The organism is Streptomyces sp. NPDC002838, assembly GCF_040295365.1.
In the GTDB taxonomy this organism is placed as follows: Bacteria; Actinomycetota; Actinomycetes; order Streptomycetales; family Streptomycetaceae; genus Streptomyces.
Genome location: NZ_JBEOVF010000021.1, coordinates 90,256 through 113,142, shown reverse-complemented (window position 1 = coordinate 113,142; position 22,887 = coordinate 90,256). Strand labels below are relative to the sequence as shown.

At 70.3% G+C, this 22,887-nt stretch carries 21 protein-coding genes and 2 pseudogenes; 18 read left to right on the top strand and 5 right to left on the bottom strand.

Annotated elements, in window-relative coordinates; genetic code table 11:
- Positions 1-469: 469 nt before the first annotated feature.
- Positions 470-1,813, bottom strand: a complete 1,344-nt coding sequence (locus tag ABT063_RS25965; protein WP_502990889.1) for an MFS transporter — start codon at positions 1,811-1,813, stop codon at positions 470-472.
- A 217-nt stretch (positions 1,814-2,030) separates the two neighbouring features.
- On the opposite strand from ABT063_RS25965, the gene ABT063_RS25960 reads away from it, so the two are divergent.
- A complete protein-coding gene (locus tag ABT063_RS25960) occupies positions 2,031-2,642 on the top strand; it encodes a helix-turn-helix domain-containing protein (RefSeq protein WP_351060832.1) in 612 nt (203 codons plus the stop codon).
- A gap of 121 nt (positions 2,643-2,763) precedes the next feature.
- On the opposite strand, the gene ABT063_RS25955 is transcribed toward ABT063_RS25960, so the two are convergent.
- Positions 2,764-3,618 carry an IclR family transcriptional regulator gene (locus ABT063_RS25955; RefSeq protein WP_351060829.1) on the bottom strand — a complete coding sequence of 285 codons (855 nt, stop codon included), beginning with the start codon at positions 3,616-3,618 and terminating at the stop codon, positions 2,764-2,766.
- A gap of 197 nt (positions 3,619-3,815) precedes the next feature.
- Between ABT063_RS25955 and ABT063_RS25950 the strand changes: the two genes are divergently transcribed.
- The 13 genes from ABT063_RS25950 to dmpG all read left to right on the top strand — a co-directional run bounded on the left by ABT063_RS25950 (position 3,816) and on the right by dmpG (position 16,220).
- On the top strand, positions 3,816-5,144 hold the full coding sequence (locus ABT063_RS25950; RefSeq protein ID WP_351060826.1) for an aromatic ring-hydroxylating dioxygenase subunit alpha: 1,329 nt from the start codon (positions 3,816-3,818) through the stop codon (positions 5,142-5,144).
- Positions 5,141-5,488, top strand: coding sequence for a bifunctional 3-phenylpropionate/cinnamic acid dioxygenase ferredoxin subunit (locus ABT063_RS25945; RefSeq protein WP_351060823.1), 348 nt, complete (start codon positions 5,141-5,143; stop codon positions 5,486-5,488). Before ABT063_RS25950 ends, ABT063_RS25945 begins: the two co-directional genes overlap by 4 nt.
- The gene (locus tag ABT063_RS25940) at positions 5,485-6,693 is read left to right on the top strand and encodes an NAD(P)/FAD-dependent oxidoreductase (protein ID WP_351060821.1); all 1,209 of its coding nucleotides are present in this window, start codon (positions 5,485-5,487) and stop codon (positions 6,691-6,693) included. The genes ABT063_RS25945 and ABT063_RS25940 overlap by 4 nt, the downstream gene beginning before the upstream one ends.
- 207 nt (positions 6,694-6,900) lie before the next feature.
- The gene (locus ABT063_RS25935; protein WP_351060818.1) at positions 6,901-7,461 is read left to right on the top strand and encodes a 3-phenylpropionate/cinnamic acid dioxygenase subunit beta; all 561 of its coding nucleotides are present in this window, start codon (positions 6,901-6,903) and stop codon (positions 7,459-7,461) included.
- Positions 7,462-7,480: 19 nt separating this feature from the next.
- Positions 7,481-8,347 carry an alpha/beta fold hydrolase gene (locus ABT063_RS25930; RefSeq protein WP_351060815.1) on the top strand — a complete coding sequence of 289 codons (867 nt, stop codon included), beginning with the start codon at positions 7,481-7,483 and terminating at the stop codon, positions 8,345-8,347.
- A complete protein-coding gene (locus ABT063_RS25925) occupies positions 8,347-9,168 on the top strand; it encodes an SDR family NAD(P)-dependent oxidoreductase (protein WP_351060812.1) in 822 nt (273 codons plus the stop codon). Before ABT063_RS25930 ends, ABT063_RS25925 begins: the two co-directional genes overlap by 1 nt.
- Positions 9,169-9,210: 42 nt before the next feature.
- A complete protein-coding gene (locus ABT063_RS25920) occupies positions 9,211-10,794 on the top strand; it encodes an acyl-CoA synthetase (protein WP_351060809.1) in 1,584 nt (527 codons plus the stop codon).
- Positions 10,795-10,801: 7 nt separating this feature from the next.
- Positions 10,802-11,278 (top strand): GNAT family N-acetyltransferase, encoded by a 477-nt coding sequence (locus ABT063_RS25915; RefSeq protein ID WP_351060806.1) that lies wholly within the window; start codon positions 10,802-10,804, stop codon positions 11,276-11,278.
- Between the two features lie 202 nt (positions 11,279-11,480).
- The gene (locus ABT063_RS25910) at positions 11,481-12,479 is read left to right on the top strand and encodes a zinc-binding dehydrogenase (RefSeq protein WP_351060803.1); all 999 of its coding nucleotides are present in this window, start codon (positions 11,481-11,483) and stop codon (positions 12,477-12,479) included.
- A gap of 9 nt (positions 12,480-12,488) precedes the next feature.
- A complete protein-coding gene (locus ABT063_RS25905) occupies positions 12,489-13,427 on the top strand; it encodes a 3-carboxyethylcatechol 2,3-dioxygenase (RefSeq protein WP_351060800.1) in 939 nt (312 codons plus the stop codon).
- Positions 13,428-13,432: 5 nt separating this feature from the next.
- Positions 13,433-14,245, top strand: coding sequence for a 2-keto-4-pentenoate hydratase (locus tag ABT063_RS25900; RefSeq protein WP_351060797.1), 813 nt, complete (start codon positions 13,433-13,435; stop codon positions 14,243-14,245).
- Positions 14,242-15,198, top strand: coding sequence for an acetaldehyde dehydrogenase (acetylating) (locus ABT063_RS25895; protein WP_351060794.1), 957 nt, complete (start codon positions 14,242-14,244; stop codon positions 15,196-15,198). Before ABT063_RS25900 ends, ABT063_RS25895 begins: the two co-directional genes overlap by 4 nt.
- A complete protein-coding gene (dmpG, locus tag ABT063_RS25890; protein ID WP_351060791.1) occupies positions 15,195-16,220 on the top strand; it encodes a 4-hydroxy-2-oxovalerate aldolase in 1,026 nt (341 codons plus the stop codon). The genes ABT063_RS25895 and dmpG overlap by 4 nt, the downstream gene beginning before the upstream one ends.
- A gap of 206 nt (positions 16,221-16,426) precedes the next feature.
- Here dmpG and ABT063_RS25885 read toward each other — a convergent pair.
- Together ABT063_RS25885 and ABT063_RS25880 are read right to left on the bottom strand one after the other, a co-directional pair.
- A pseudogene (locus ABT063_RS25885) lies at positions 16,427-16,564 on the bottom strand (hypothetical protein); the annotation flags it as partial.
- 291 nt (positions 16,565-16,855) lie between these two features.
- Entirely contained in the window at positions 16,856-17,482 is a 627-nt protein-coding gene (locus tag ABT063_RS25880) for a glyoxalase (protein ID WP_351060789.1), read from the bottom strand.
- Between the two features lie 230 nt (positions 17,483-17,712).
- Here ABT063_RS25880 and ABT063_RS25875 point away from each other — a divergent pair.
- A pseudogene (locus ABT063_RS25875) lies at positions 17,713-17,958 on the top strand (hypothetical protein); the annotation flags it as partial.
- Between the two features lie 145 nt (positions 17,959-18,103).
- On the opposite strand, the gene ABT063_RS25870 reads toward ABT063_RS25875, so the two are convergent.
- Complete coding sequence (locus tag ABT063_RS25870; protein WP_351060786.1) at positions 18,104-19,051, bottom strand: methionyl-tRNA formyltransferase; 948 nt, start codon at positions 19,049-19,051, stop codon at positions 18,104-18,106.
- A 248-nt stretch (positions 19,052-19,299) separates the two neighbouring features.
- Between ABT063_RS25870 and ABT063_RS25865 the strand changes: the two genes are divergently transcribed.
- The 3 genes from ABT063_RS25865 to ABT063_RS25855 all read left to right on the top strand — a co-directional run bounded on the left by ABT063_RS25865 (position 19,300) and on the right by ABT063_RS25855 (position 22,861).
- Positions 19,300-20,655: a lysine N(6)-hydroxylase/L-ornithine N(5)-oxygenase family protein gene (locus tag ABT063_RS25865; protein WP_351060783.1), complete on the top strand. Its 1,356-nt coding sequence runs from the start codon at positions 19,300-19,302 to the stop codon at positions 20,653-20,655.
- Positions 20,656-20,723: 68 nt separating this feature from the next.
- A complete protein-coding gene (locus tag ABT063_RS25860; RefSeq protein WP_351060780.1) occupies positions 20,724-21,782 on the top strand; it encodes a FecCD family ABC transporter permease in 1,059 nt (352 codons plus the stop codon).
- On the top strand, positions 21,779-22,861 hold the full coding sequence (locus tag ABT063_RS25855) for a FecCD family ABC transporter permease (protein ID WP_351060777.1): 1,083 nt from the start codon (positions 21,779-21,781) through the stop codon (positions 22,859-22,861). Before ABT063_RS25860 ends, ABT063_RS25855 begins: the two co-directional genes overlap by 4 nt.
- Positions 22,862-22,887 lie beyond the last annotated feature (26 nt).

Here is a 22,887-nt window from a genome sequence, read left to right as displayed (position 1 = left end):
TACGGAACGGTCTCGGGGCGGGTCGGCGAAGCATCGGATTCCTGGTCCGCCGGTGAACTCGTTGCGCTCTACATGCCGCACTCCAGCGGCCGCCGCGGACGGCACATGTGGGTCACTCCCACGGACAAGGAAGAGTTCCTGGACAGCCACCCCGAACCACTGCCGGGCCGGCCGATCTCCCGGCAGTCAGGGGACGCAGACCTTCCCGGACGGGAATCCGAGCGGAACTCACCCGGGCACGCGACGACGAACAGCCCCTCGACGCCTCACTCCGGCAGACACGGCCCGCACCACCTCGCCCACTGCGAAGACATCACCTCCGCTGTCTGCATGGACACCGAAGGACTTCTCCTCGTGCCAGGCGGAGGGTGGGCAGCCCAGCTCAGCGAGGCGGGACGCCAGGACCACCGGGCAGCGCCGGCGGTGGCCGCCCGGGAGGCGGCCACCCGCTACTTGTCACAGGTGCCTGTCAGAGATCGAACTTTCCGTCCCGGGTCTCCGGCAGAGCCAGGACACACACCAGGCTGACCAGGCACAGCCCGCCCGCGTAGACCCCCAGCGCCAGCGGAGATGCCCAGTGGCTGTTCAGCCAGGTGGCGACCAGCGGGGCGAAGCCGCCGCCGAGCGTGTTGGCGAGGATGAACGTCGCGGAGGCACCCGTGTAGCGCAGACGGGCGGGGAACAGCTCCGGCAGGAATGCCGCGATCGGCGCGAACATCAGCGTGAACAGCATCAGGCCGACCGTGAACGCCCCCGCGATGACGAGCCCGTTGCGGGTGTTCAGCGCCCCGAACATGGGCAGTGCCCACACCGAGCATCCGATCGCGCCTGCCAGAATCACCGGCCGTCTGCCGACCCGGTCGGCCAGCCGGGCGGCGGGGATGGTCGTGGCGGCGGCAGCGACGGCCCCCACGCTCGCGGCGGCGAGCATGGTGTTCTGGGAGATGCCGAGGGCCTTCGGCCCGTACGAGAGGCTGTAGACGATCGTCAGGTAGTAGACCGACGAGCCGCCGATCCCGGCGCCGATACCGAGCAGCAGCCGGCCGGGGTGTTCCTTGAGCAGAGTGCCGAGCGGGAATCGGGGAGCGGCACCCGCGGCGCGCCTCCCTTCCGCGAACACCGGCGACTCGGTGACTCTCGTACGCACCCAGAGACCGATGACGATCAGCAGTGCGCTCAGCAGGAAGGGCACGCGCCAGGCCCCGGCCGCGAAGCCGTCCCGCCCGGCGATCGAGAGGGTCGGCAGAATCACGGCGCTGGACAGCAGGAAGCCCAGCAAGGGGCCGACCTGCGGGATCGACGCGAACATCGCCCGGCGGCCCGGAGGCGCGTGCTCGGCGGCCAGCAGCACCGCGCCGCCCCACTCGCCGCCCATGCTGACGCCCTGCAGAAGGCGGAGCGCCACGAGCAGGGCGGGGGCGAGAAGGCCGGCGGTCTCGTACGTCGGCAGCAGCCCGACCCCTACCGTCGCCACGCCCATCAGGAGGAGCGAGATGACCAGCGCCCGCTTGCGGCCCAGCCGGTCGCCGATGGTGCCGAACAGCACCACACCCACGGGGCGGGCCAGGAACGCGGCCGCGAAGGTGAGGAAGGCGGCGAGGGTCTGGACCGTGGCGCTGCCGGACGGGAAGAAGGCCGGGCCCAGGACGAGCGCGGCGGCGGTGCCGTACACCGCGAAGTCGTAGTACTCGACCGTGGTGCCGATGAGGCTCGCGACGGCGACCCGTGACACCGTGCTCGTGTCGCTCGTGTCGCTCGTAACGCTCGGGCGTGTGTCGGGGCGTGTAGGCGGACTGCTGACGGATTCGGACATGGAGCGGCTCGTTTCCGGTTGGACTGTGGCGTCGGATGCCGGTGATCCGCACCACAGCGGGGACGTGGTGCGCAGAAAGGTGACGCCTGGCCGAAAGCCGTGCACGCGGTCGTGCCGTCCTCCGGCACGCCGGAGGCGGCTGCGATATGGGCACTTCGTCGGAGTACTTGCCATGACCGGAGTCCGGCGCTTTCTGACCTGCGCCTAGAGTGGTGGCGTGTCCGAAGGAAACGCCGTGGTGGCGCGCAATGTGCGCCTTCTCCGAGAACAGCGGGGTCTGTCCCTGGCCGAACTGGCCCGGCAGGCGGGGCTGGCGAAGCAGACCCTGTCGAATCTGGAACAGGGGGCGGGCAACCCTACGGTGGACACTCTGTTCTCCATCGCGACCGCGCTCGGCGTGCCCGTCACGCGGCTGGTGGCGGAGCGCGAACAGGTGATGACCGTGCAGCGGGGCGACGAGGTCGTCTGGCAGCGGCACGCGGGCTATGAGTCCCGCTCGCTGGACCACGTCTACGGATCCGGTGTCATCGAGAACTACCTGGTGCGCATCGGCCGGGACCCGGAAGGTGCGGGGAAGCCGTCCGAGCCGCACCCGGTGGGCACCCTGGAGCACCTGTACGTCATCAGCGGCCGGGTGCGCGTGGGCCCCGCGGACGGTCCGGTGGAACTGTCGGCCGGCGACTTCGTCCGCTATCCGGGCGACCGCCCGCATGTGTACGAGTCGCTGGACGGCGAGAGCCTGGTGCACATCGTGGTGAGTGTGCCGCGGGTGCAGCCCGGTACCGGCGCCACGACCGTCGTGCGTACCCATGGCGGCGGTCGGAGCTGAGTGCCGGGGCGGTGTGCCGTCAGTCGGCACGTCTGCTTGGTTCTTACGGACCGAACCCGGGAGCGTGGTGGCCGACGGGCGGGAAACCAGGCGGCCGCTGTGAGAGCGGACCTCGTGCGGGTCAGGCTCCGGAAAGACCGCCGAGCCCGGCCGGTACCGCCTGCCGCGCCTTGGCCGCGGTGACCGCCCGGCCCGCTTCGAAGGCCACACGACGCAGGGCCGGGGCGAAGCGGGCGGGGTCGAAGCGCCGGTCCGCGCCGGCGATGGACAGGGCCGCCACGGGGCGACCGGCGGGCCCCATGATCGGTACGGCGACGCAGGCGAGGCCGAGGAGGGCTTCCTGGCGGTCGTAGGCGATGCCGTCCTGGCGGATGCGGCGCAGGTCGGCCCGGAAGCGCTCGGGGTCGGTGAGGGTGTACTCGGTGCGGGCGGGAAGCCCCGCCTCGATGGCCGCCTCGGCGGCGTCGTGGTCGAACGCCAGGAGGGCCTTGCCGACCCCCGTGCAGTAAGCGGGCAGACGGGCGCCGATCCGGGAGGGCGAGCGGGCCGCCCGGTGGCCGTGGAGCTTGTTGACGTAGACGATGTGCGTGCCGTGGAGCACCGCGAGGTGCACGGTCTCGTGGGTCAGCTCGTACAGATCCGCCAGGTGCGGCAGCAGTCGCTCCTGGAGCAGCGGGGTAGTGGGGCCGTAGGCCCGGCTGCCGATGTCGAAGAGCCGCGCGCCCAGCCGGTAGTCGCTGCCGACCCGCTCGACAAGGTCGTTGCGCTGGAGGATGCCCAGCAGTCGGAAGGTCGTCGACTTGCTCATGCGGGTGCGGCGGGCCAGCTCGCTCACGCCGATCTCCCCGTCCAGTTCGGCGAGGGACTTCAGAAGGGTGAGTGCCTTGTCGACGGCCGTCCGCTGTTCCGGCGCGGTGTCCGGCTCGCAGCCGGGTGCGGGCTCGCTGTGGTGCGAAGGAGGGGAGTGGACTGGCATGGCGGGCTCCGATGACGATCAGGCGACCTCGGCTGAACCATTAAGATGGACGCGCGTCCAATGTATGTGTCCGTTTCCGGCTTGTAAACGGGTTGGGCCCTGCGTGCTCTCCATACCGGCGGGCTCGGTCTCGGCGCTGTTCCACATCCCGGCACGGCGGCTGGGCACGGCGTCGCCGGGCGACGTCTCCTGTGCCCATGCTGCGACACCATGAGCCGTCCGTCGATGTCGGCGCGTACTTCGACCTGGACCGGGGCCTGGTCGACCGGACGATCTTCAGCGACACCGGCCTCTACCGTCAGGAGCTGCGCCGCATCTTCGCGCCGAGCTGGCTGTTCCTCGCGCACGAGAGCCAGTTCGGCAAGCCGGGCGACTTCTTCACCACGTACATGGGCGAGGATCCGGTCATCGTCACGATGGGCCGTGACCGGAAGCTGCGGGCCTTCCTCAATGCCTGCCGCCACCGGGGCATGCGGGTGTGCCGCGCCGACGCGGGCGCCACGAAGGCGTTCACATGCAGCTATCACGGCTGGGCGTACGACACCTCCGGCAAGCTGATCAACGTACCCAACGGCGAGGACTATCCGGCCCACTTCGACCAGGACCAGTGGGGACTGATCGAGGTCGCCCAGCTCGACACGTACAAGGGACTCGTCTTCGCGACCTGGAACCCCGAGGCCCCACCGCTGCGTGAGGCGCTCGGCGGCCTCGCCTGGTATCTGGACGCGATGCTCGACCGGGATCCGGAGGGCACCGAGGTGGTCGGCGGGGTGCACAAGTGGGTGCTGGAGGGCAACTGGAAGCTCGCCGCCGAGCAGTTCGCCTCCGACTGGTACCACGTCAACATCTCGCACGCCTCGGCGCTGATGGTCATGTCGCCCACCGGCAAGGGCCCCAAGGCCGAGATCGTGCAGACGCCGGGACGGCAGTACACCGACCCGCTCGGCCACGGTCACGGCTTCCCCACCCACCCCAAGAGCCGCTTCGACGACCGGGTCGTGCACGACCACTACGACTACGACGCCTTGCGCGAACGCCTCGGCGACGCCCGCGTCGAAGGCCCGATGACCACCGGACACGGCACCGTCTTCCCCAATTTCTCCTACCTGCCGGTCAACGGCAGCATCCGCGTCTGGCACCCCAAGGGCCCGGACAAGATGGAGGTCTGGGCCTGGACGATCGTCGACAGGTCGATGCCGGACGAGGTCAAGAACGCCCAACGGATCTACAACCTGCGGACGTTCGGGCCGACCGGCATCTTCGAGCAGGACGACGGCGAGAACTGGAGCGAGTGCCAGGCCACCGCCCACGGCTTCGTGTCCGGCTCCATGACCCTCAACTACCAGATGGGACTGGGACTTCAGACCGAGGACGGCATCCACCCCGGCACCACCGGCCGCCTCTACAGCGACGGCGCCGCCCGCGGCTTCTACGCCCGCTGGCGCGACCTGATGAACACGCCCGCCTGGCACGAGAAAGTCACCGGGAAATCCACCGAGAAAGTCACTGAGAAGGACACTCCATGAGCACGACCAGCACCGGTATTCACGTCGCCGAGGTGGGCGACATCGAAGAGGGCGAGGCGCTGAAGATCCCCGCCGAGACCACCGGTCACGGCGACGCCATCGCCGTCTTCCACGACGGCGGCGCCTACTACGCCCTCGACGACACCTGCTCCCACGGCCGGGCCTCGCTGGCCGACGGCTGGATCGAGGGCGGCGAGGTGGAGTGCCCGCTGCACAGCGCCCGCTTCTGCCTGAAGTCCGGCGAGCCGCAGTGCATGCCCGCCACCGTCGCCGCGCGCACCCACCGGGTCGAGGTCCGCGACGGCGGCATCTGGCTGCACCCCGGCCAGGAGGCCACCGCATGAACCACCCGCGGCGCATCGCCGTCGTCGGCGCGGGCCTGGCGGCCGTCTCCACCTGCGACGCCCTGCGCGCCCAGGGCTACGACGGGGAGCTCGTGCTGTTGTCCGCCGAGAGCGGGCTGCCGTACGACCGGCCGCCGCTCAGCAAGGACGTCCTGCTGGGCAAGGCACGGCGAGAGGACGTCCTGCTGCGGCCGGAGCAGTGGTACGAGGAGCAGCGCGTCGACCTGCGCGAGGGCGCCCGGGTCCGGGCGATCCGCCCGCACGAGGGTGGACTGGAGCTGATCGACGGAACGGTCGTGGGCGCCGACCGGATCGTGCTGGCCACCGGTGGCACGCCCCGTGCGCTGCCCGTGCCCGGCGGCGACGACCCGGCCGTACACCTGCTGCGCACCTGGGAGGACGCCGAGCGGTTGCGGGAACGCCTGCTGCCCGGCGCCCGGGTGGCCGTGGTCGGCGCCGGACTCATCGGTGCTGAGACCGCGGCCGTCGCGTGCGCCCTGGGATGCCGGGTCACCCTGGTCGACCCGGTTCCGGTACCGCTTGCCGCGGTGGCCGGGGACGACATCGCGGGCGTGCTGCACCGCAGGCACACCGCCGAGGGGATCGAGATGATCACCGCCGGGGTCGAGCGTGTCGAACGTCGCTCCGCCGAGATCCTCATGCACCTCGCGGGGTACGACGGGGTCGTGGCCGCCGACACGGTGGTGGCGGGCATCGGCATCCGGCCGGCGACGGAGTTGGCGGAGGATGCCGGGCTGCGGGTGGACAACGGCATCGTCGTCCAGGTTGGACAGCGCACCTCCCACCCCAACGTCTTCGCCGTCGGTGATGTGGCCCGCCAGGAGGACCATCGCGTACGGCACGAGCACTGGGAGGCCGCCCAGCGGGACGGACAGGCCGCTGCCCTGGGCCTCCTGGGCCGTCCGGTGCCGGATCCGCAGGCGCCGTGGTTCTGGTCCGACCGGCACGGTTGCCGCCTGGAAGCGGTGGGCACCATGGCTGACGCCGAGCGGACCGTGCTGCGGGGCGCGTCTGACAGCGCGGCCTTCATTGTCTTCGGTCTGCGTGGGGACCTGGTGGTGGCCGTGGCTGCCATTGACCGGGCGCGGGACGTGAAGGTTGCCCGGCGTCTCATCGATCGCCGTGTCGTGGTCGACCCCGCGTACCTGGCAGACGAGGGTGTCGACCTGCGTGCGCTGCTCTGATCAGGGGCTGCCACGCGACGCTGTCGCTTTGCTGCGGGGTGTTCGTGGCTGGTCGCGCCCACGCGGCGGAGCCGCATATCGGTACAGCCCGCGCCCGTCAGGGCGTTGCCCGACCCCCTGCTGTGCCATCCACCGGCACACGTGCTCCCCGAACCATCCCCTCCGCGCTGAAATGACACCCGAGCGCGGATCGCAGGAGGCCCCCCGATGAGCATCCACCCCATGGAGTCGACGGCACCCTCGTCCGTCCCGTACGACGACGACATCCGGCTCCACTTCGAGGTGCAGCGGCTCTACGCCACCGAGGCACAGCTGCTCGACCAGCACCGCTACGCCGACTGGCTGGAGCTGTTCGCCGACGACCTGCACTACTGGGCGCCGGTGCGCACCAACCGGCTGCGCCGTCAGCAGGCCCTGGCCGACGGCTCACCCGGCGAGGTGGCGATCTTCGACGAGACCAAGGCGAGTCTGGCCTGGCGGATCCGCCGCTTCGACTCGGGCATGGCCTGGGCCGAGGACCCGCCCTCACGGACCCGGCACCTGATCACCAATGTGACGGTACGACCGGGCGACGAGAGCGGCGAGTACGTCGCCGAGTCGGCGTTCCTCTGCTACCGCAACCGCCTGGAGCGCGAGGTCGACCTGTACGCCGGCGGCCGCACCGACGTCCTGCGCCGCATTGAGGACGGCGGCCTGCTGATCGCCCGCCGCACGATCCTGCTCGACCAGAACGTCCTGCTCGCCAAGAACATCAGCACCTTCCTGTGATGACCGACCGGAGACCCACGTGAGCACTGCACAGACTGAAGAGCCGAAGCTCGTCGAGCACACCGTGCGGACGACGCTCGGGACCGTCGCGGTCAGTGAGGCCGGCGAGGGCCCTGTGCTGGTGATGCTGCACGGCGGCGGCCCCGGCGCGAGCGGGGTGGCCAACTACCACCAGAACCTGGCCGCCCTCACCCCGCACTTCCGGGTCGTGCTGCCCGACCAGCCCGGTTTCGGCGGCAGCTACCGCCCCACGGAGGCGGACCTGGACGCCCGCAGCATCACGGAGATCACGGTCGACGCGCTGCTGCAGACCCTGGACGCCCTCGGCATCGACCGCTTCCACCTGCTGGGCAACAGCCTCGGCGGCGCCGCCGCCATCGCCGCCGCGCTCACCGCTCCCGAACGTGTCGAGAAGCTGGTGCTCATGGCGCCGGGCGGCGGCTGGCTGCCGTTCGGGCCGACCCCGACCGAGGGCCAGAAGGCGATGTTCCGCTATTACAACGGCGAGGGTCCGACGGTGAAGAAGATGCGGGACTTCATCCGCGTCATGACCGCCGAGCCGAAGCGCTGGGAGGACACCGTCCAGGCCCGCTACGAGGCCTCCCTCGAGGAGTCCCACATCGCCTTCTACCACGCGTACAACGCGGCCTTCGCCAAGCGGCACGGCATGGACCCGCTCTGGCAGCGAGTCCACAAGATCAAATCCCCCACCCTTCTCCTGTGGGGCCGCGACGACCGCACCATCACCCTCGACGGCGCCCAGCTGATGCTCAAGCAGATCCGTGACGTCCAACTGCACGTCTTCGGCGGCTGCGGTCACTGGGTGCAGCTGGAGCGGCAGGCCGAGTTCGAGCGGCTGGTCACCGACTTCCTCGGAGCCCGGTGATGGGCGGCTGGCTGGAGGGCGACGTCGCCCTGATCACCGGCGGCGGCGCGGGTATCGGCCGCGCGGTCGCCCTGCGGTACCTGGCCGAGGGGGCGCGTGTCGCCGTACTGGACCGTGACGCGAGGCAGCTGGGCGACCTCCCGGACGGCGTGCTGACCGTCGCCGGTGACGTGCGCTCACCGGACGATCTGCACCGTGCGGTCGAGACCACCATGGAGCGCTTCGGCAAGCTGGACATCCTCGTTCCGAATGCCGGAATCTGGGACTACCACCGCAGCGTCACCCGGCTGACCGGCAAGGAGCTGTCAGAGGCGTTCGACGAGGTCTTCGGCATCAACGTCAAGGGATACGTCCTGGCCGTGGAGGCCGCCTGGCGGGAACTGGTCCGCAGTCGCGGGAACATCGTCATGACCCTCTCCAACGCCTCCTTCCACCCCGACGGCGGCGGCTCCCTCTACACCGCCGGCAAGCACGCCTGCCTCGGCCTGCTCCGCCAGTTCGCCTACGAACTGGCACCGAAGGTCCGCGTCAACGGCGTCGCCGTCGGCGGCATGCGCACCCAGCTGCGTGGCCCCGAGAGTCTGGGCCTGCAGGACCGTACGCTGGCCGCCTCCTTCGCCAAGAACGAGGCCTCGGGTGAGAAGCAGCCGCCGCTCGTCCCCTTGTACGACTCCAGCGTCGAGCCCGAGGATTTCACCGGCCCGTACGTCCTGCTCGCCTCTCGCGCCAACAGCGGCACCGTCACCGGAGCGGTCATCCCCGCCGACGGAGGCATCGCCGTGCGCGGCTTCCGCACCGCCGCCGGCGGCGCCGGCCTGTAACCCTCCGCCTTCCGTACGACAGCCATCGAAGGAGCCGCCGCCATGGCCGCCGTCGACATCAGCCCAGCAGCCGCGCTGCACCGCAGAGCCAAGTACTCCACGCCCACCGCCCTTGTCTACGAGGGCCAGGAGTTCTCCGCCGCCGACCTCAGCCGCACCGCCATCGAGCTGGCCGCCGGACTCGCCGAGCAGGGACTGCGCCGCGGCGACCGGATCGCCTGTCTCGGCTTCAACAGCGTCACCTTCTTCCACGCGCTGTTCGCCGCCGCCCACCTCGGTGCCGTTTTCGTCCCCGTCAACTTCCGCCTCGCCGCGGACGAGGTGCGCCACATCCTCACCGACAGCGGAGCCCACACCGTGGTCGTGGAGGAGGGGCACCGCGAACTGGTGGAGTCGGTCCTCGGCGGCATCCCCACCCGTCGCCACATCCTGGTCGACACCGACCCCGCCTGCCCCGCCGCCGTGCCGAACGCGGCCGTGTGGACGCCGCTGTCGGAGCTGCTCGGCCCCGGCAGGCCCGCCCGGGAGCCGGTACCGTTGCACGACGACGACCTCGGTGCCCTGATGTACACCTCCGGCACCACCGGGCGCCCCAAGGGCGTCATGCTCACCCACGGCAACCTGTGGTGGAACGCGGTCAACGTCGACAGCATGGTGGACACCCGCTCCGACGACGTGAACCTGGCCGCCGCCCCCCTCTTCCACATCGGCGGCCTCAACGCCCTCACCCTGCGCACCCTGCTGCGCGGCGGCACCGTCGTCCTGCGCCGCGGCTTCGACCCCGCCCAGTGCCTGGACGACCTGGTGCGGCACCGGGTGAGCACGTTCTTCGCGGTCCCCGCCATGTACGCCGCCCTCGCCCGCGTGCCCGGCTTCGCCGAGGCCGACCTGAGCGCGCTGCGGTCGGCGGTCGTCGCGGGCGCGCCCGTCCCGCCGCAGCTGATCCACGACTACGCCGAACGCGGCATCCTCCTCCAGCAGGCCTGGGGACTCACCGAGACGGCCCCCTTCGCCACGTACCTGCCCGCCGGGCTGACGCAGGAGAAGGCGGGTTCGGCCGGCGCCCCCATGCCGTACACCGAGATCTGCCTCGCCGATCCCGTCACCGGCGCCAGGATCGTCGAGTCCGACACCCGCGGCGAGATCTGCGTCCGCGGCCCCAACGTCACCCCCGGCTACTGGAACAACCCGGAGGCGACGGGCGCCGCCTTCGACGACGCCGGCTGGTTCCACACCGGCGACATCGCCCATCGCGACAAGGACGGCTTCTACTACATCGTCGACCGACTCAAGGACATGATCATCAGCGGCGGAGAGAACATCTACCCGGCCGAGGTGGAGCGCGTCCTCGCCGCCTGCCCCGGTGTCCTGGAGGCGGCCGTCATCGGCGTACCCGACCCGACATGGGGCGAGACCGTCCAGGCCGTTCTCACCTGTGCACCCGGAACCTCGCTCACGCTGGAAGAGGTACGGGAGTTCGCCGGTCGACACCTCGCCCGCTACAAGCTCCCCACCCGGCTCCGACTCGTCGACCAACTGCCGCGCAACGCGAGCGGCAAGCTCGCCAAGGGCGAACTGCGCCGACTGGTCGAGGCGGATGCCGAGCCGGCCGCCGATACCGTGTGAGCCCGTCATGACCACGTTCCTCGACGTGCAGCCGCCGCCCGAGCCCGTCCTCGGCGACGGCTGGACGCTGCGTCCACTCGCCGACGCCGGTCATGGCGTCCGCGCGTACGCCGCCGTTCCCCGCGGCGGCGGTACGCCGGTCGAACTGCGTCTGTACCGCGTTCAGCAGCATCCCCTGCGGGTCTGCTATCCGTACGGCGCGCACGACATCGCGGTTGGGCTGGTTGTGGTCGAGGACGCCGAGAACATGGCCGGTCGGCTGCTGAGCGAACTCGCCCCCGCGTTGTTCGCCGCCGACCCGCACTGCCGCCGTGTGGTCGCCGCACCGGCCGAGGACGACACCGCCGCCCAGGACGCCTTCGAGGCGGGCGGCTTCCGCCGGGTTGCCGAGTCGGACCTGCCGGGCGGCAACGTCGTCCTGTTCACCGCGGAACCGTCCTGGCTCGCCGACCTCCCCACGGCCTTGGACGACATGCCCCACTGACCCGCTTCCTTCCACGACGGCCTTTCAAGGGGCGCGGAGAACTGCGCGACCAGCCGCGTACAGCCCGCGGCAGACAGAAAGACAACACGTGGCAACCCCTGATCGGGGGGTCTGGGGCGCAGCACCAGAAACAACGGCGCCCGTGCTGCACAGCGGCACACACGCTAGAGCCCAGCTCCAGTTCCCGGTCACCGTAACCCTCGTGCTTGCCGCTATCGCCATCTCCCAGAGCGCCACCGACCCCCTCTCCGGGCTCGCGCTGCGCGACGACGTACCGGAGCCCGCACCGAAGCCCGGCTGGTCCCGGGTCCGTGTCGTGGCCTCCTCGCTCAACATGCACGACCTGTGGACCCTGCGGGGCGTCGGTCACCCTCCCGAGCGGCTCCCGATCGTCCTCGGCTGTGACGCGGCCGGATACGACGAGGACGGCAACGAGGTGATCGTCCACCCGGTGCTCGGCGACCCGGACGCCGGCCGCGGCGACGAGACGCTGGACCCGAACCGGGCGCTGCTGTCCGAGCAGCACGACGGTGCCTTCGCCGAGTACGTCACGGTGCCGACCCGCAACCTGGTTCCCAAGCCCGCGTGGCTGTCGTTCGACGAGGCCGCCTGTCTGCCGGTCGCCTGGACCACGGCCTACCGCATGCTGTTCACCCAGGCCCGGATCACCGCCGGCGACCGGGTCCTGGTGCAGGGCGCCGGCGGCGGTGTCGCCTCCGCCGCGATCAAGCTCGCGGTGGCCGCGGGCGCCGTCGTCTACGCCACCAGCCGCAGCGAGGACAAGCGCGCCGAGGCCCTCGCCTGGGGCGCCCGGGCCGCGCTGCCCACCGGCGAGCGGCTGCCCGAGAAGGTCGATGTCGTCATCGAGACGGTCGGCGAGGCGACCTGGTCGCACTCGCTGAAGTCATTGCGGCCCGGCGGCACGGTCGTGATCGCCGGCGCCACCAGCGGCACCAACCCGCCCGCCGACCTGGGCCGCGTCTTCTACCTCCAGCAGCGCATCCTCGGCTCCACCGGCTGCACCCGCGCCGAGCTGGTGGCGATGCTCCGCATGCTCGACGCGACCGGGGTCCGTCCGGTGATCGACCGGACCCTTCCGCTCACGGACATCCACAAGGGATTCCAGCTCATGATCGACGGCGGGCTGACCGGAAAGCTGGTCATCCACCCGTCGGTTCCCCGCCCCCAGCCCCAGCAGTAAGGAACGCCCATGCCCGCAGCAGCCGTCGGGCTGTCCCACTCGCCCCTCATCGGCAAGAACGACCCGGACCCGGAAGTCCTGGCCCGCGTCGACGACGCCGTCGACACCGCGAGGACCTTCATCCGCGGCTTCGCCCCGGACCTGGTCGTGCTCTACGCACCCGACCACTACAACGGCTTCTTCTACAAGGAGATGCCACCGTTCTGCCTGGCCACCGAGGCACACGCGGTGGGGGACTTCGGGTCGCAGGCCGGACCGCTGTCGGTCGACCCCGCCGCGGCGAAGGCGCTGGCCCAGGGCGCGCTCGACCGCGGCATCGACCTCACCGTCTCCGCCCGGATGACCGTCGACCACGGTTTCGCACAGCCGCTCGAGGTCCTCTTCGGCGGCATCGACCAAGTGCCGGTCGTGCCCGTCTTCGTCAACGGCGTGGCCACGCCGCTGGGTCCGGTGAGCCGGATCAGGGCGCTGGGGACCGCGCTCGGGCAGGCGTCCGGCGACCTCGACCGGCGGGTGCTGTTCCTCGCCTCCGGCGGCCTCTCGCACGATCCGCCCGTACCGGTGCTGGACGGGGCGCCGCCCCGAGTCGCCGACGCGCTCATCGAGGGCCACTCGCCAACCCCCGAACAGCGCGCTCGCGGGGAGCAGCGGGTCGTCCAGGCGGGCCGCGACTACGCCGCCGGGTCGAGCGCGATGACCCCGATCAACCCTGACTGGGACAACCGTCTCCTCGACCACCTCGAACGCGGAGAGTTGGCGGAGTTCGACTCCTGGACCGTGGAGGAGATGGCCAAGGAGGCCGGCGGTTCCGCCCACGAGGTCCGCACCTGGATCGCCGCCTTCGCCTCCCTCGCCGCCACCGGGCCGTACGAGATGACCTCCCGCTTCTACGAGGCCATCCCCGCATGGATCGCCGGGTTCGCCGTGGCCACGGCAGAGGGGCGGTAACCGGCATGACGCACAGGTCGGTTGACACCCAGGCGGTGGCCCGGTCCGCCGCCCTCCTCGCCGCCGCTCTGGACGAGGGCCGGCCCGTCCCGCCCGTACGGGACCTCCTCGGCGAACACGACATCGCCGCCGCCTACGCCGTACAACAGGAGCTCACCCGTCGCAGGCTGGCGGACGGCGCGGTCGTCGTGGGCCGCAAGATCGGCCTGACCTCACCCGCCGTACAACGCCAACTCGGCGTCGATCAGCCCGACTTCGGCGTGCTCTTCGCCGACATGGACGTCTCGGGGCTGCCAGAGGTGCCGTCCGGGCGGCTGCTCCAGCCCAAGGCCGAGGCGGAAATCGCCTTCGTACTCAAGGAGGACCTGGCCGACGGCGACCTGACCCCGGCGCGGGTACGGGCCGCGGTCGATCACGCGGTCGCCGCGCTGGAGATCGTCGACAGCCGCATCGCCGACTGGGACATCTCCCTCACCGACACGGTCGCGGACAACGCCTCCAGCGGACTGTTCGTGCTCGCCGAACACCGGCTCACCCTCGACGAGTTCGAGCCCCGCGAGACCTCCATGCGGCTGTACGCCGACGACGTGCTCGTCTCCGAGGGCGCCGGCGCCGCGTGCCTCGGCGACCCGCTGAACGCGCTGGCCTGGCTGGCCCGCACAGCACGGGAGTTCGGCGAGCCGCTGCGCGCAGGCCAGGTCGTCCTGTCCGGCGCGCTAGGCCCCATGGTCCCCACTCCGCCCGGAACCCGGATCCGCGCCGACATCAGCTCGCTCGGCGAGGTCAGCGCCGTATTCTCCGAAAAGAGCAGCGCATGACGAAGACCAAGGTTGCCATCATCGGGTCGGGCAACATCGGCACCGACCTGATGATCAAGATTCTGCGTCTGTCGGACACTCTGGAGGTCGGTGCCATGGTCGGCATCGACCCGGCGTCCGACGGCCTCGCGCGCGCCGCCCGCCTCGGGGTCCCCACGACCTACGAGGGCGTGGAAGGCCTGATCTCGATGCCGCACTTCGACGACATCGAGATCGTCTTCGACGCCACCTCGGCCAAGGCCCACCTGGCCAACGCCCACAAGCTGGCGCCGTACGGCAAGAAGCTCATCGACCTCACGCCCGCGGCCATCGGCCCGTTCGTCGTGCCGCCGGTCAACCTGGAGGAGCACCTCGATGCGGGAGCCGACAACCTCAACATGGTCACCTGCGGCGGCCAGGCGACCATCCCCATGGTCGCGGCCGTCTCCGCGGTGACCGACGTCCACTACGCGGAGATCGTGGCCTCCATCTCCTCCAAGTCGGCCGGGCCCGGCACCCGCGCCAACATCGACGAGTTCACCGAAACCACCTCCCACGCCATCCAGACGGTCGGCGGCGCCGCGCGCGGCAAGGCGATCATCATCCTCAACCCCGCCGAGCCACCGCTGATCATGCGGGACACCGTGTTCTGCCTCACCGGTGACATCGACGAGGACGCCGTGCGCGCCTCCGTCAAGGAGATGGCCGATCGGGTGGCCCAGTACGTGCCCGGCTACCGCCTCAAGCAGGAGGTGCAGTTCGCCCCCGTCGCCGAGGACGAACCGGTGCACACCCTGGTGCCGGACGGCGCCGGTCCAGTAACCACCCGGATCTCGGTGTTCCTCGAGGTCGAGGGCGCCGCCCACTACCTGCCCGCTTACGCCGGGAACCTCGACATCATGACGTCGGCCGCGCTGCGCGTCGCCGAGTCGGTCGCCCGGCGCGGCGCCCTTCCCGTGGAGGTCCACCGATGAGCCGCAGCCTGTACATCCAGGACGTCACCCTGCGCGACGGCATGCACGCCATCCGGCACCGCATCGACCCCGCCGACGTGGGACGTGTCGCGGCCGGCCTCGACGCGGCGGGCGTCGACGCGATCGAGGTCGCGCACGGCGACGGCCTGGCGGGTGGGTCGTTGAACTACGGCCCCGGCAGCCACACCGACTGGGAATGGATCGAGGCGGCAGCGAGCAACATCACCCGGGCGGTCCTCACCACGTTGCTGTTGCCCGGCATCGGCACGATCGCCGAGCTCGAACGCGCCCACGCCCTGGGCGTCCGCTCGGTCCGCATCGCCACCCACTGCACCGAGGCCGACATCTCCGCCCAGCACATCGCCAAGGCCCGCGATCTCGGCATGGACGTCTCCGGCTTCCTGATGATGAGCCACATGGCCCCGGCCGCCGAACTCGCCGCGCAGGCCAAGCTCATGGAGTCCTACGGCGCCCACTGCGTGTACGTCACCGACTCCGGCGGCCGGCTCACCATGGACGGCATGCGCGAGCGCGTCCGCGCCTACCGCGACGTCCTCGACCCGGCCACCGAGATCGGCGTGCACGCGCACGAGAACCTGTCGCTGTCGGTCGCGAACAGCGTCGTCGCGGTGGAGGAGGGCGTCACCCGGGTCGACGCGTCCCTCGCCGGGCAGGGCGCGGGCGCGGGCAACTGTCCCATCGAGGCCTTCATCGCAGTGGCCAACCTGCAGGACTGGAAACACGGTTGCGATCTGCTCGCCCTCCAGGACGCCGCCGACGATCTGGTACGACCACTGCGCGACCGCCCGGTCCAGGTGGACCGCGAGACCCTCACCCTCGGCTACGCGGGTGTCTACTCCTCCTTCCTCCGCCACGCCGAGATCGCCGCCGAACGCTACGGCGTCGACGCCCGCGCGCTCCTGCTGGAGGTCGGCCGCCGGGGCCTGGTCGGCGGGCAGGAGGACATGATCGTGGACATCGCCCTCGACCTCGCGTCGGGCAAGGCGACCCCGGTGCGCTGAGCCCCGAGGGATCCGGCGATGATGCGGACCGGCCGCTTCGGCGGGGAGAGGCGCCCGAGCGCTTGCTTGCCGTGCCTCAGGCGAGATGGCTGGTGAACCGTTCGAGCATCAGCTGTGGCGGTGGCCGACGGTTCCCTCCAGCTGCATGGGTAGCCCAGGGTGAACCTGCCGACGTCAGGGTGGCGGTAGGCCGTACGTCCGTGTGCGCGCGTTCTGACGTCGTAGCGTTCCCACAGCCGGGTCAGGTCCGGGTCGGCGTCGGCCAGGGCGCGCAGACGGGCGAACAATCGCAGCCCGCCCGGGGTGTGAGCCAGTAGGCGGCTCGGGCGCCTGCTGGGCCGCACGTGCCGCGAGGCCGCGCAGGTGCTCGTGCTCGTCCTCTTGGAGTAGCAGGGCACGGGCCAGCGCGTCGATGACGGACACGCTCGGACGGGTTTCCTTGCCCCGGGGAGCCGCGCGCTGGGGGCGCCGTAGGAGGGCGACGGCCGGATGCTGCTGCTTCAGGTGTTCTGTGGCTGGTCGCGGCGCGCGAGGTTGTTCAGGCGAAGGGCCGCGGTGAGTGCGCGGTCCCAAGCGGGGTTGACACATGTGAGAACACCTTTCGTCGATGTCGGCGTGCACCCGCGTCACCCGGTTCACAGCGACGCGGTCTCCGACGCGGTCGCCCACGTGAACCCGTCCGGGTCGGTGAACGGCCCGGCATCGCTGCCGATCCTGAGCCGGTGCGAGCCGGTGCCGTCGGGAGAGACGCCGGCGACCTTGGCCAGGGCACGGCGCTTGTACAGCGCCAGCTTGACGGGACCCGACCCGGTGGCGAACTCGACGTACTTGCTGCCGAAGCTCTTCGCCACCGCGAGGCCGCGGTCGACGTAGAACCGCTTGCTCTCGGCCATGTCCGCGACTCCCAGCAGGAGCACGATCTCGTCGATCTGTCGGGTGGCCGGGCCGGTGTCCTTCTTCGACGACGATGCGACCTGCCAGACCGTCCCGTCCGGGGCCTGTACGACGCCCCCGTAGCCCCAAAGCGACTTGGTGGCGGGCTTCAGCGTCGCGGCGCCGGCGTCCACGGCGGCGTCGATGAGGGCGTTGACGTCGGCCGGCTGGGAGACCACGAGCGACAGCGTGAACCCGCGGAAGCCGGTTGTCGGTGCCTCCGAGGCCCGCAGGCGTATCTGACTGCCCAGGCCGAAGGCGGTGGTGTAGAAGCGGGTGGCGGCCGTGGGGTCGGCCACCTCAAGGGTGACGGATTCGATGGAAGTCATGACGATGACGCTAGGTGCGGCTCCGAGACTCGCGCTTCTCGATTCCTGACCAGAACGGAGACCCAGCAGAGCAGCAGGCCGATGACGTTGACCCCGGGGCTTCGCACAATGCGGTTCTCAAAAGGGAGGGGCCCGCTCTCCAAGTTATCTTGCTCGGGCGAAGGGCCGTCTCATCAGCCCAACAGGACGTCACAGGCAAGGAATTGAGCAGACCACCGACCAGGGCGCCCGACACCGCCCGCAAGCGCGGCGACATCGTGATGATCACCGACGAGGAATGCGACGTCACCGAGGAATGGATGCGTGGCTGGAACGACGCCAAGCACCTGCTGGGCTTCCGCGTCTTCGGCGTGGCCATCGGCGCCCCGCGCGCCGCCGAAGCCGAATCGGTCCTGGACGCCCGGTGCGACAACCTCCGCTCCATCGAGGACCTCACCGACGTCCACGCCGCCGCCGACCTCTTCCGCGTGATCTGACCCGAGCGGCGGCAGGTGGAATGCGGATGAACGCCGCCGCGCGGACTGGGATCCGCGCGGCGGCGGTTTGGTCGGCCCCTGGGACCGTAGGGGGGCCGACACCTTTGCACACCGAACGGCCCCGCGCAGGACCGTTCCACGGTGCTCAGGGCTGACTGGTGAGGTATCCGCCCATGGAGGTGAAGTACTCGGTCGCACCCAACTCCCGGCCGTCTTCCGTCCGTACGCGCGTGATGGCCAGGCCGTGGTTGCGGCCGGTACGGGCGTCGGCCCCGGCGACGATGACCACGCCCTCGCCCTCCCGGTAGAAGATCCGGCCGGGCGTACCGCCGTAGCGGCCCTGGGACACCACGGCGGCGAGGACCTCAAGTCGCTTGCCCTTGTGGAAGGTGAAGGCGCTCGGGTAGGGGTCGGACTGGGCGCGGATCAGGCGCTCGAGGTCCTCTGCGGGCCAGTTCCAGTCGATACGGCTGTCCTCTATGGACCGCTTGTGGAAGAAGCTCGCCCGGGACCGGTCCTGCTTGGTGAACTCCGTCTGCCCGGCGGCGATGAGGTCGAGCGCGCCGATGGTGACCGGGGCGATGAGGTCGACGGTCTTGTGGAAGAGGTCGGTGGCGGTGTCCGCCGGTCCGACCGGCACCGCCTCCTGCCGGACGATGTCGCCGGCGTCGAGTTCGTCGTTCATCATGTGCGCGGTGACGCCGACTTCGGGCTCGCCGTTGATCAGAGCCCAGATCAGCGGGGAGAAGCCGGCGTACTTCGGCAGCAGCGCGTCGTGCACGTTCAGCGTGCCGTGGCGCGGGAGGCCGTAGATGCGCGGGGGGATCCACGTCCGCCAGTTGTTCGCCACGATGATGTCCGCGTCGGCCTCCTTGAGGCGCTCGAACAGCTCGTCGTCGTCAGGGCGGTTGCGGATCAGTACCGGGACGCCGTGCGCTTCGGCGAGGTCGGCGACGGAGTCGCTCCAGATCTTCTCGTACGCGTGCTCGCTCTTGGGGTGCGTCACGACCAGTACCACGTCGTGTTCGGAGTCCAGGAGGGCTTGCAGGGTGCGGTGCCCCCACGTCTGGTAACCGAACATGACGACCCGCATGGGGTTCCTCCTCAGCGTAGGGACTGCCGCCAGCAAGTAAAGCAAGGCTTACCTTAGCCCGCAACGGGTGCGTAAAGCGCATCAGTTGGGGCGGGTATCGGTACTCGGTCGTCCGTTTTGCCCTGTCGACACCCTCACGGGTTTAGCTTAGGCTCACCTAAGTTCCGTGGTGTGCTGCTCTGTCGGCTTGCCCACCTTTCGTACTTCCCCGCGGCTGCCAGGCGGCTGCCCCGCACGATGGGAGTGACATGTCACAGGTTCTTCCTGGTGACGCACCACCGGTCCACGACCTCATTGGCATCGGCTTCGGACCGTCCAATGTGGCCATGGCGATCGCACTCAGCGAGCACAACGCACGCGTCGGCGAGCAGGAGGCGATCAGCGCCCACTTCTTCGAGCAGCAGCCTCGCTTCGGCTGGCACCGCGGCATGCTGATCGACGACGCGACCATGCAGGTGTCCTTCCTCAAGGACCTGGTGACGCTCCGGAACCCGGCCAGTGAGTTCAGCTTCCTCTGCTACCTGAAGAGCAAGGGACGGCTGATCGACTTCATCAACCACAAGAACCTCTTCCCGCTGCGGGTGGAGTTCCACGACTACTTCGAGTGGGCCGCGGCCAAGGTCGAGGACATGGTCTCCTACGGCCACGAGGTCGTCGGTGTCGCGCCTGTCATCCGCGACGGAGCCGTGGACCACCTGGAGGTGACGGTCCGCGCGGGGGAGGGTCTCGCGGTCCACCGGGCCCGCAACCTCGTCATCGGTACCGGGCTGCGTCCCCTCATGCCGGAGGGCGTCGAGCGCGGCGAGCGCGTCTGGCACAACTCCGAACTACTGGCGAAGGTCGACGAACTGGAGGGCACCTCACCCTCTCGGTTCATCGTCGTGGGCGCCGGGCAGAGTGCCGCCGAGAACGTCGCCTACCTGCACCGCCGCTTCCCCCAGGCCGAGGTCTGCGCGGTCTTCTCCCGCTACGGCTACAGCCCCGCCGACGACAGCAGCTTCGCCAACCGGATCTTCGACCCGGAGGCGGTCGACGAGTACTTCGCCGCGCCCGAGAACGTCAAACGCCGGCTGATGGACTACCACGGCAACACCAACTACTCCGTGGTGGACATCGACCTGATCGACGACCTCTACCGGCAGATGTACCAGGAGAAGGTCCTCGGCACCGAGCGGCTGCGCTTCCTCAACGTGTCCCGGCTCGCCGACGTCAAGGAGACGCCGGAGAAGGTCCGTGCCACCGTGAAGTCCCTCGTCACCGGCGAGGAGACCTTCCTCGACGCGGACGTCGTGGTCTTCGCCACCGGTTACAGTCCTGCCGACCCTCTCGGCCTCCTCGGCGAGGTCGCGGACCGCTGCCTCCGTGACGACGAGGGCCGCGTCCGCGTCGAGCGCGACTACCGCGTCGCGACGGACCCCGGCCTGCACTGCGGCATCTATCTGCAGGGCGGTACGGAGCACACGCACGGCATCACGTCGTCCCTGCTCTCCAACACCGCCATCAGGGTCGGCGAGATCCTGGACTCGCTCCTCGACCGAGGCCGCAAGTCCGCTTCCGACGAGGCCCGGACGGTCGCCGACGGAACCGGCAGCACCGCGCGTTAGCTCCGCACAGCCCCGCGCCCCTTAGGGCGCTGCCGTTCCCGTTGATCAAAGGGATAACGTACGTCGACATGGGCACGATTGCAGTTGAGCGCCCCGCGCCCAGGGGCACAACAGAGGCCCGTCGGCGGCGGGTTGTGGGCTTGGGCACGCTTGTGGTGATCCTTGTGATCGCGGCGGCGGTGTCGTTGGCTGTCGGTGCGCGCGCGTTGAGTCCTGCCGAGGTGTGGCACGGGTTGTTCGCGGCGCCGGACTCCGACCAACGGCTCACCGAGATCAGGCTCATCGTGGAGACCGTGCGGGTGCCCCGGACGGTGCTCGCGATCGTGGCGGGTATCGCCCTGGGAGTCGGTGGGGCGTTGATCCAGGGGTACACGCGCAACCCGATCGCCGACACCGGCTTGCTGGGGGTGAACGCCGGCGCCTCGTTCGCCGTGGTGTCGGTGATCGCCGTGTTCGGGTTCTCCAACCCGTTCCAGTACGTCTGGTTCGCCTTCCTGGGGGCGGCGGTCGCCGGAGTCGTCGTGTTCGGCCTGGCGAGCATCGGCCGGGGGGCCGGCAACCCGTTGACGCTCGCACTGGCCGGGCAAGGGATCACGGTGTTCCTCGCGGCGATGACCACGGCGGTCGCGCTGTCGGACAAGGAGTCGCTGAACGCGCTGCGGTTCTGGAACGCGGGCTCCGTGGCCGGTGTCGGATTCGACGTCATCTGGCCGGTGACCGCGTTCATCGCGGTCGGGCTGGTGCTGGCGCTGTCCATGCTGCCCTCCCTCAACCTGCTCAACCTGGGCGACGACGTGGCGCGGGGGCTGGGCGTGAACATCGCGCTGAGCCGGACCATCGGCATCGCCGCCATCACCCTGCTGGCGGGCGCGGCGACGGCGGCTTGCGGCCCCATCGCCTTTCTCGGGCTCATGGTGGCCCACGTGGCCCGGTACCTGACCGGGCCGGACTATCGCTGGCTGGTGCCGTACGCGGGTCTGCTCGGCGCCGTCGTGCTGCTGGTCTGCGACGTCGTGGGGCGCTTGGTGGTGCGGCCGGGTGAGTTGGACACGGGTGTCGTCGTCGCTCTCCTCGGCGCCCCGTTCTTCGCGGTTCTGGTGTGGCGCGGAAAGTTCAAGAACGCATGAACGTAACTGACGTGAAGCCGAACGGGGCAGACGTGAAGCCATCGGTGGCGCCGGGCGTGCGGGTCGGAAACGTGTCGTTCGTATGGCGGCCCTGGCTCGTGTGCGTCACGCTGCTGCTGGCGGCGGCGACCTTCCTGCTGTTCTGCGTGTCCATCGGCGTCGGGGACTTCCCCATCGGTCTGTCCCGGGTGATCGCCACGATCCTCGGCCGGGGTGAGCAGGTCGACGAGTTCGTGATCATGGACTTGCGGATGCCGCGTGCCCTGGCCGGTCTCATCGTGGGCATCGCGCTGGGGGTGTCCGGGGCGATCACGCAGTCCATCGCGCGCAATCCGCTGGCCAGCCCGGACATTCTGGGGATCACCAGCGGCGCCAGCGCGGTCGCGGTGTTCGGGGTGACGGTGTCGGGCGGGACCGCCGCGGCGATCGTCGGCTCCGTGGGCCTGTCCGCGGCGGCGCTCGCGGGCGGTCTCGGTACGGGGCTGCTGGTGTACTTCCTTGCGTGGCGGCGGGGGATCGACGGCTTCCGGCTCATCCTCATCGGCATCTCGGTGAGTGCCGTGATGGAGGCGATCACGGCCTGGCTGCTGGTCACGGCCGACATCAGGGACGTGGCCCAGGCCCAGGCGTGGTTGGTCGGCTCGCTGGACAACCGCTCGTGGGGCGAGGTCCGGATCGCGCTCTGGGGCACGCTCGTCCTCATGGTCGTCGTGTCGTGTGTCGCGTTCCAGTTCAAGCCGATGCACTTCGGCGACGAGGTCGCCGCGGGCCTGGGCGTCCGGTACGCGATGGTGCGGGCGGTCTTGCTGTTGTGCGCGGTGCTGCTGGCCGGTGTGGCGGTGAGCGCGGCGGGCCCGGTCCCGTTCGTCGCGCTGGTGGCGCCACAGGTGGCGCTGCGTCTGACGAGGTACCCGACGCCGCCGATGGTGGCCTCCGGCATGGTGGGAGCGCTGCTGCTGATCGGCTCGGACCTGGTCGCGCGCACGGCACTGCCGATCAGTCTCCCGGTCGGTGTGGTCACCGCCGCGATCGGCGGCCCCTTCCTCGTCTATCTGCTGGTGCGGGCCAACCTCAGATAGCTGATACAAAGTTAGGCAGACCTGAA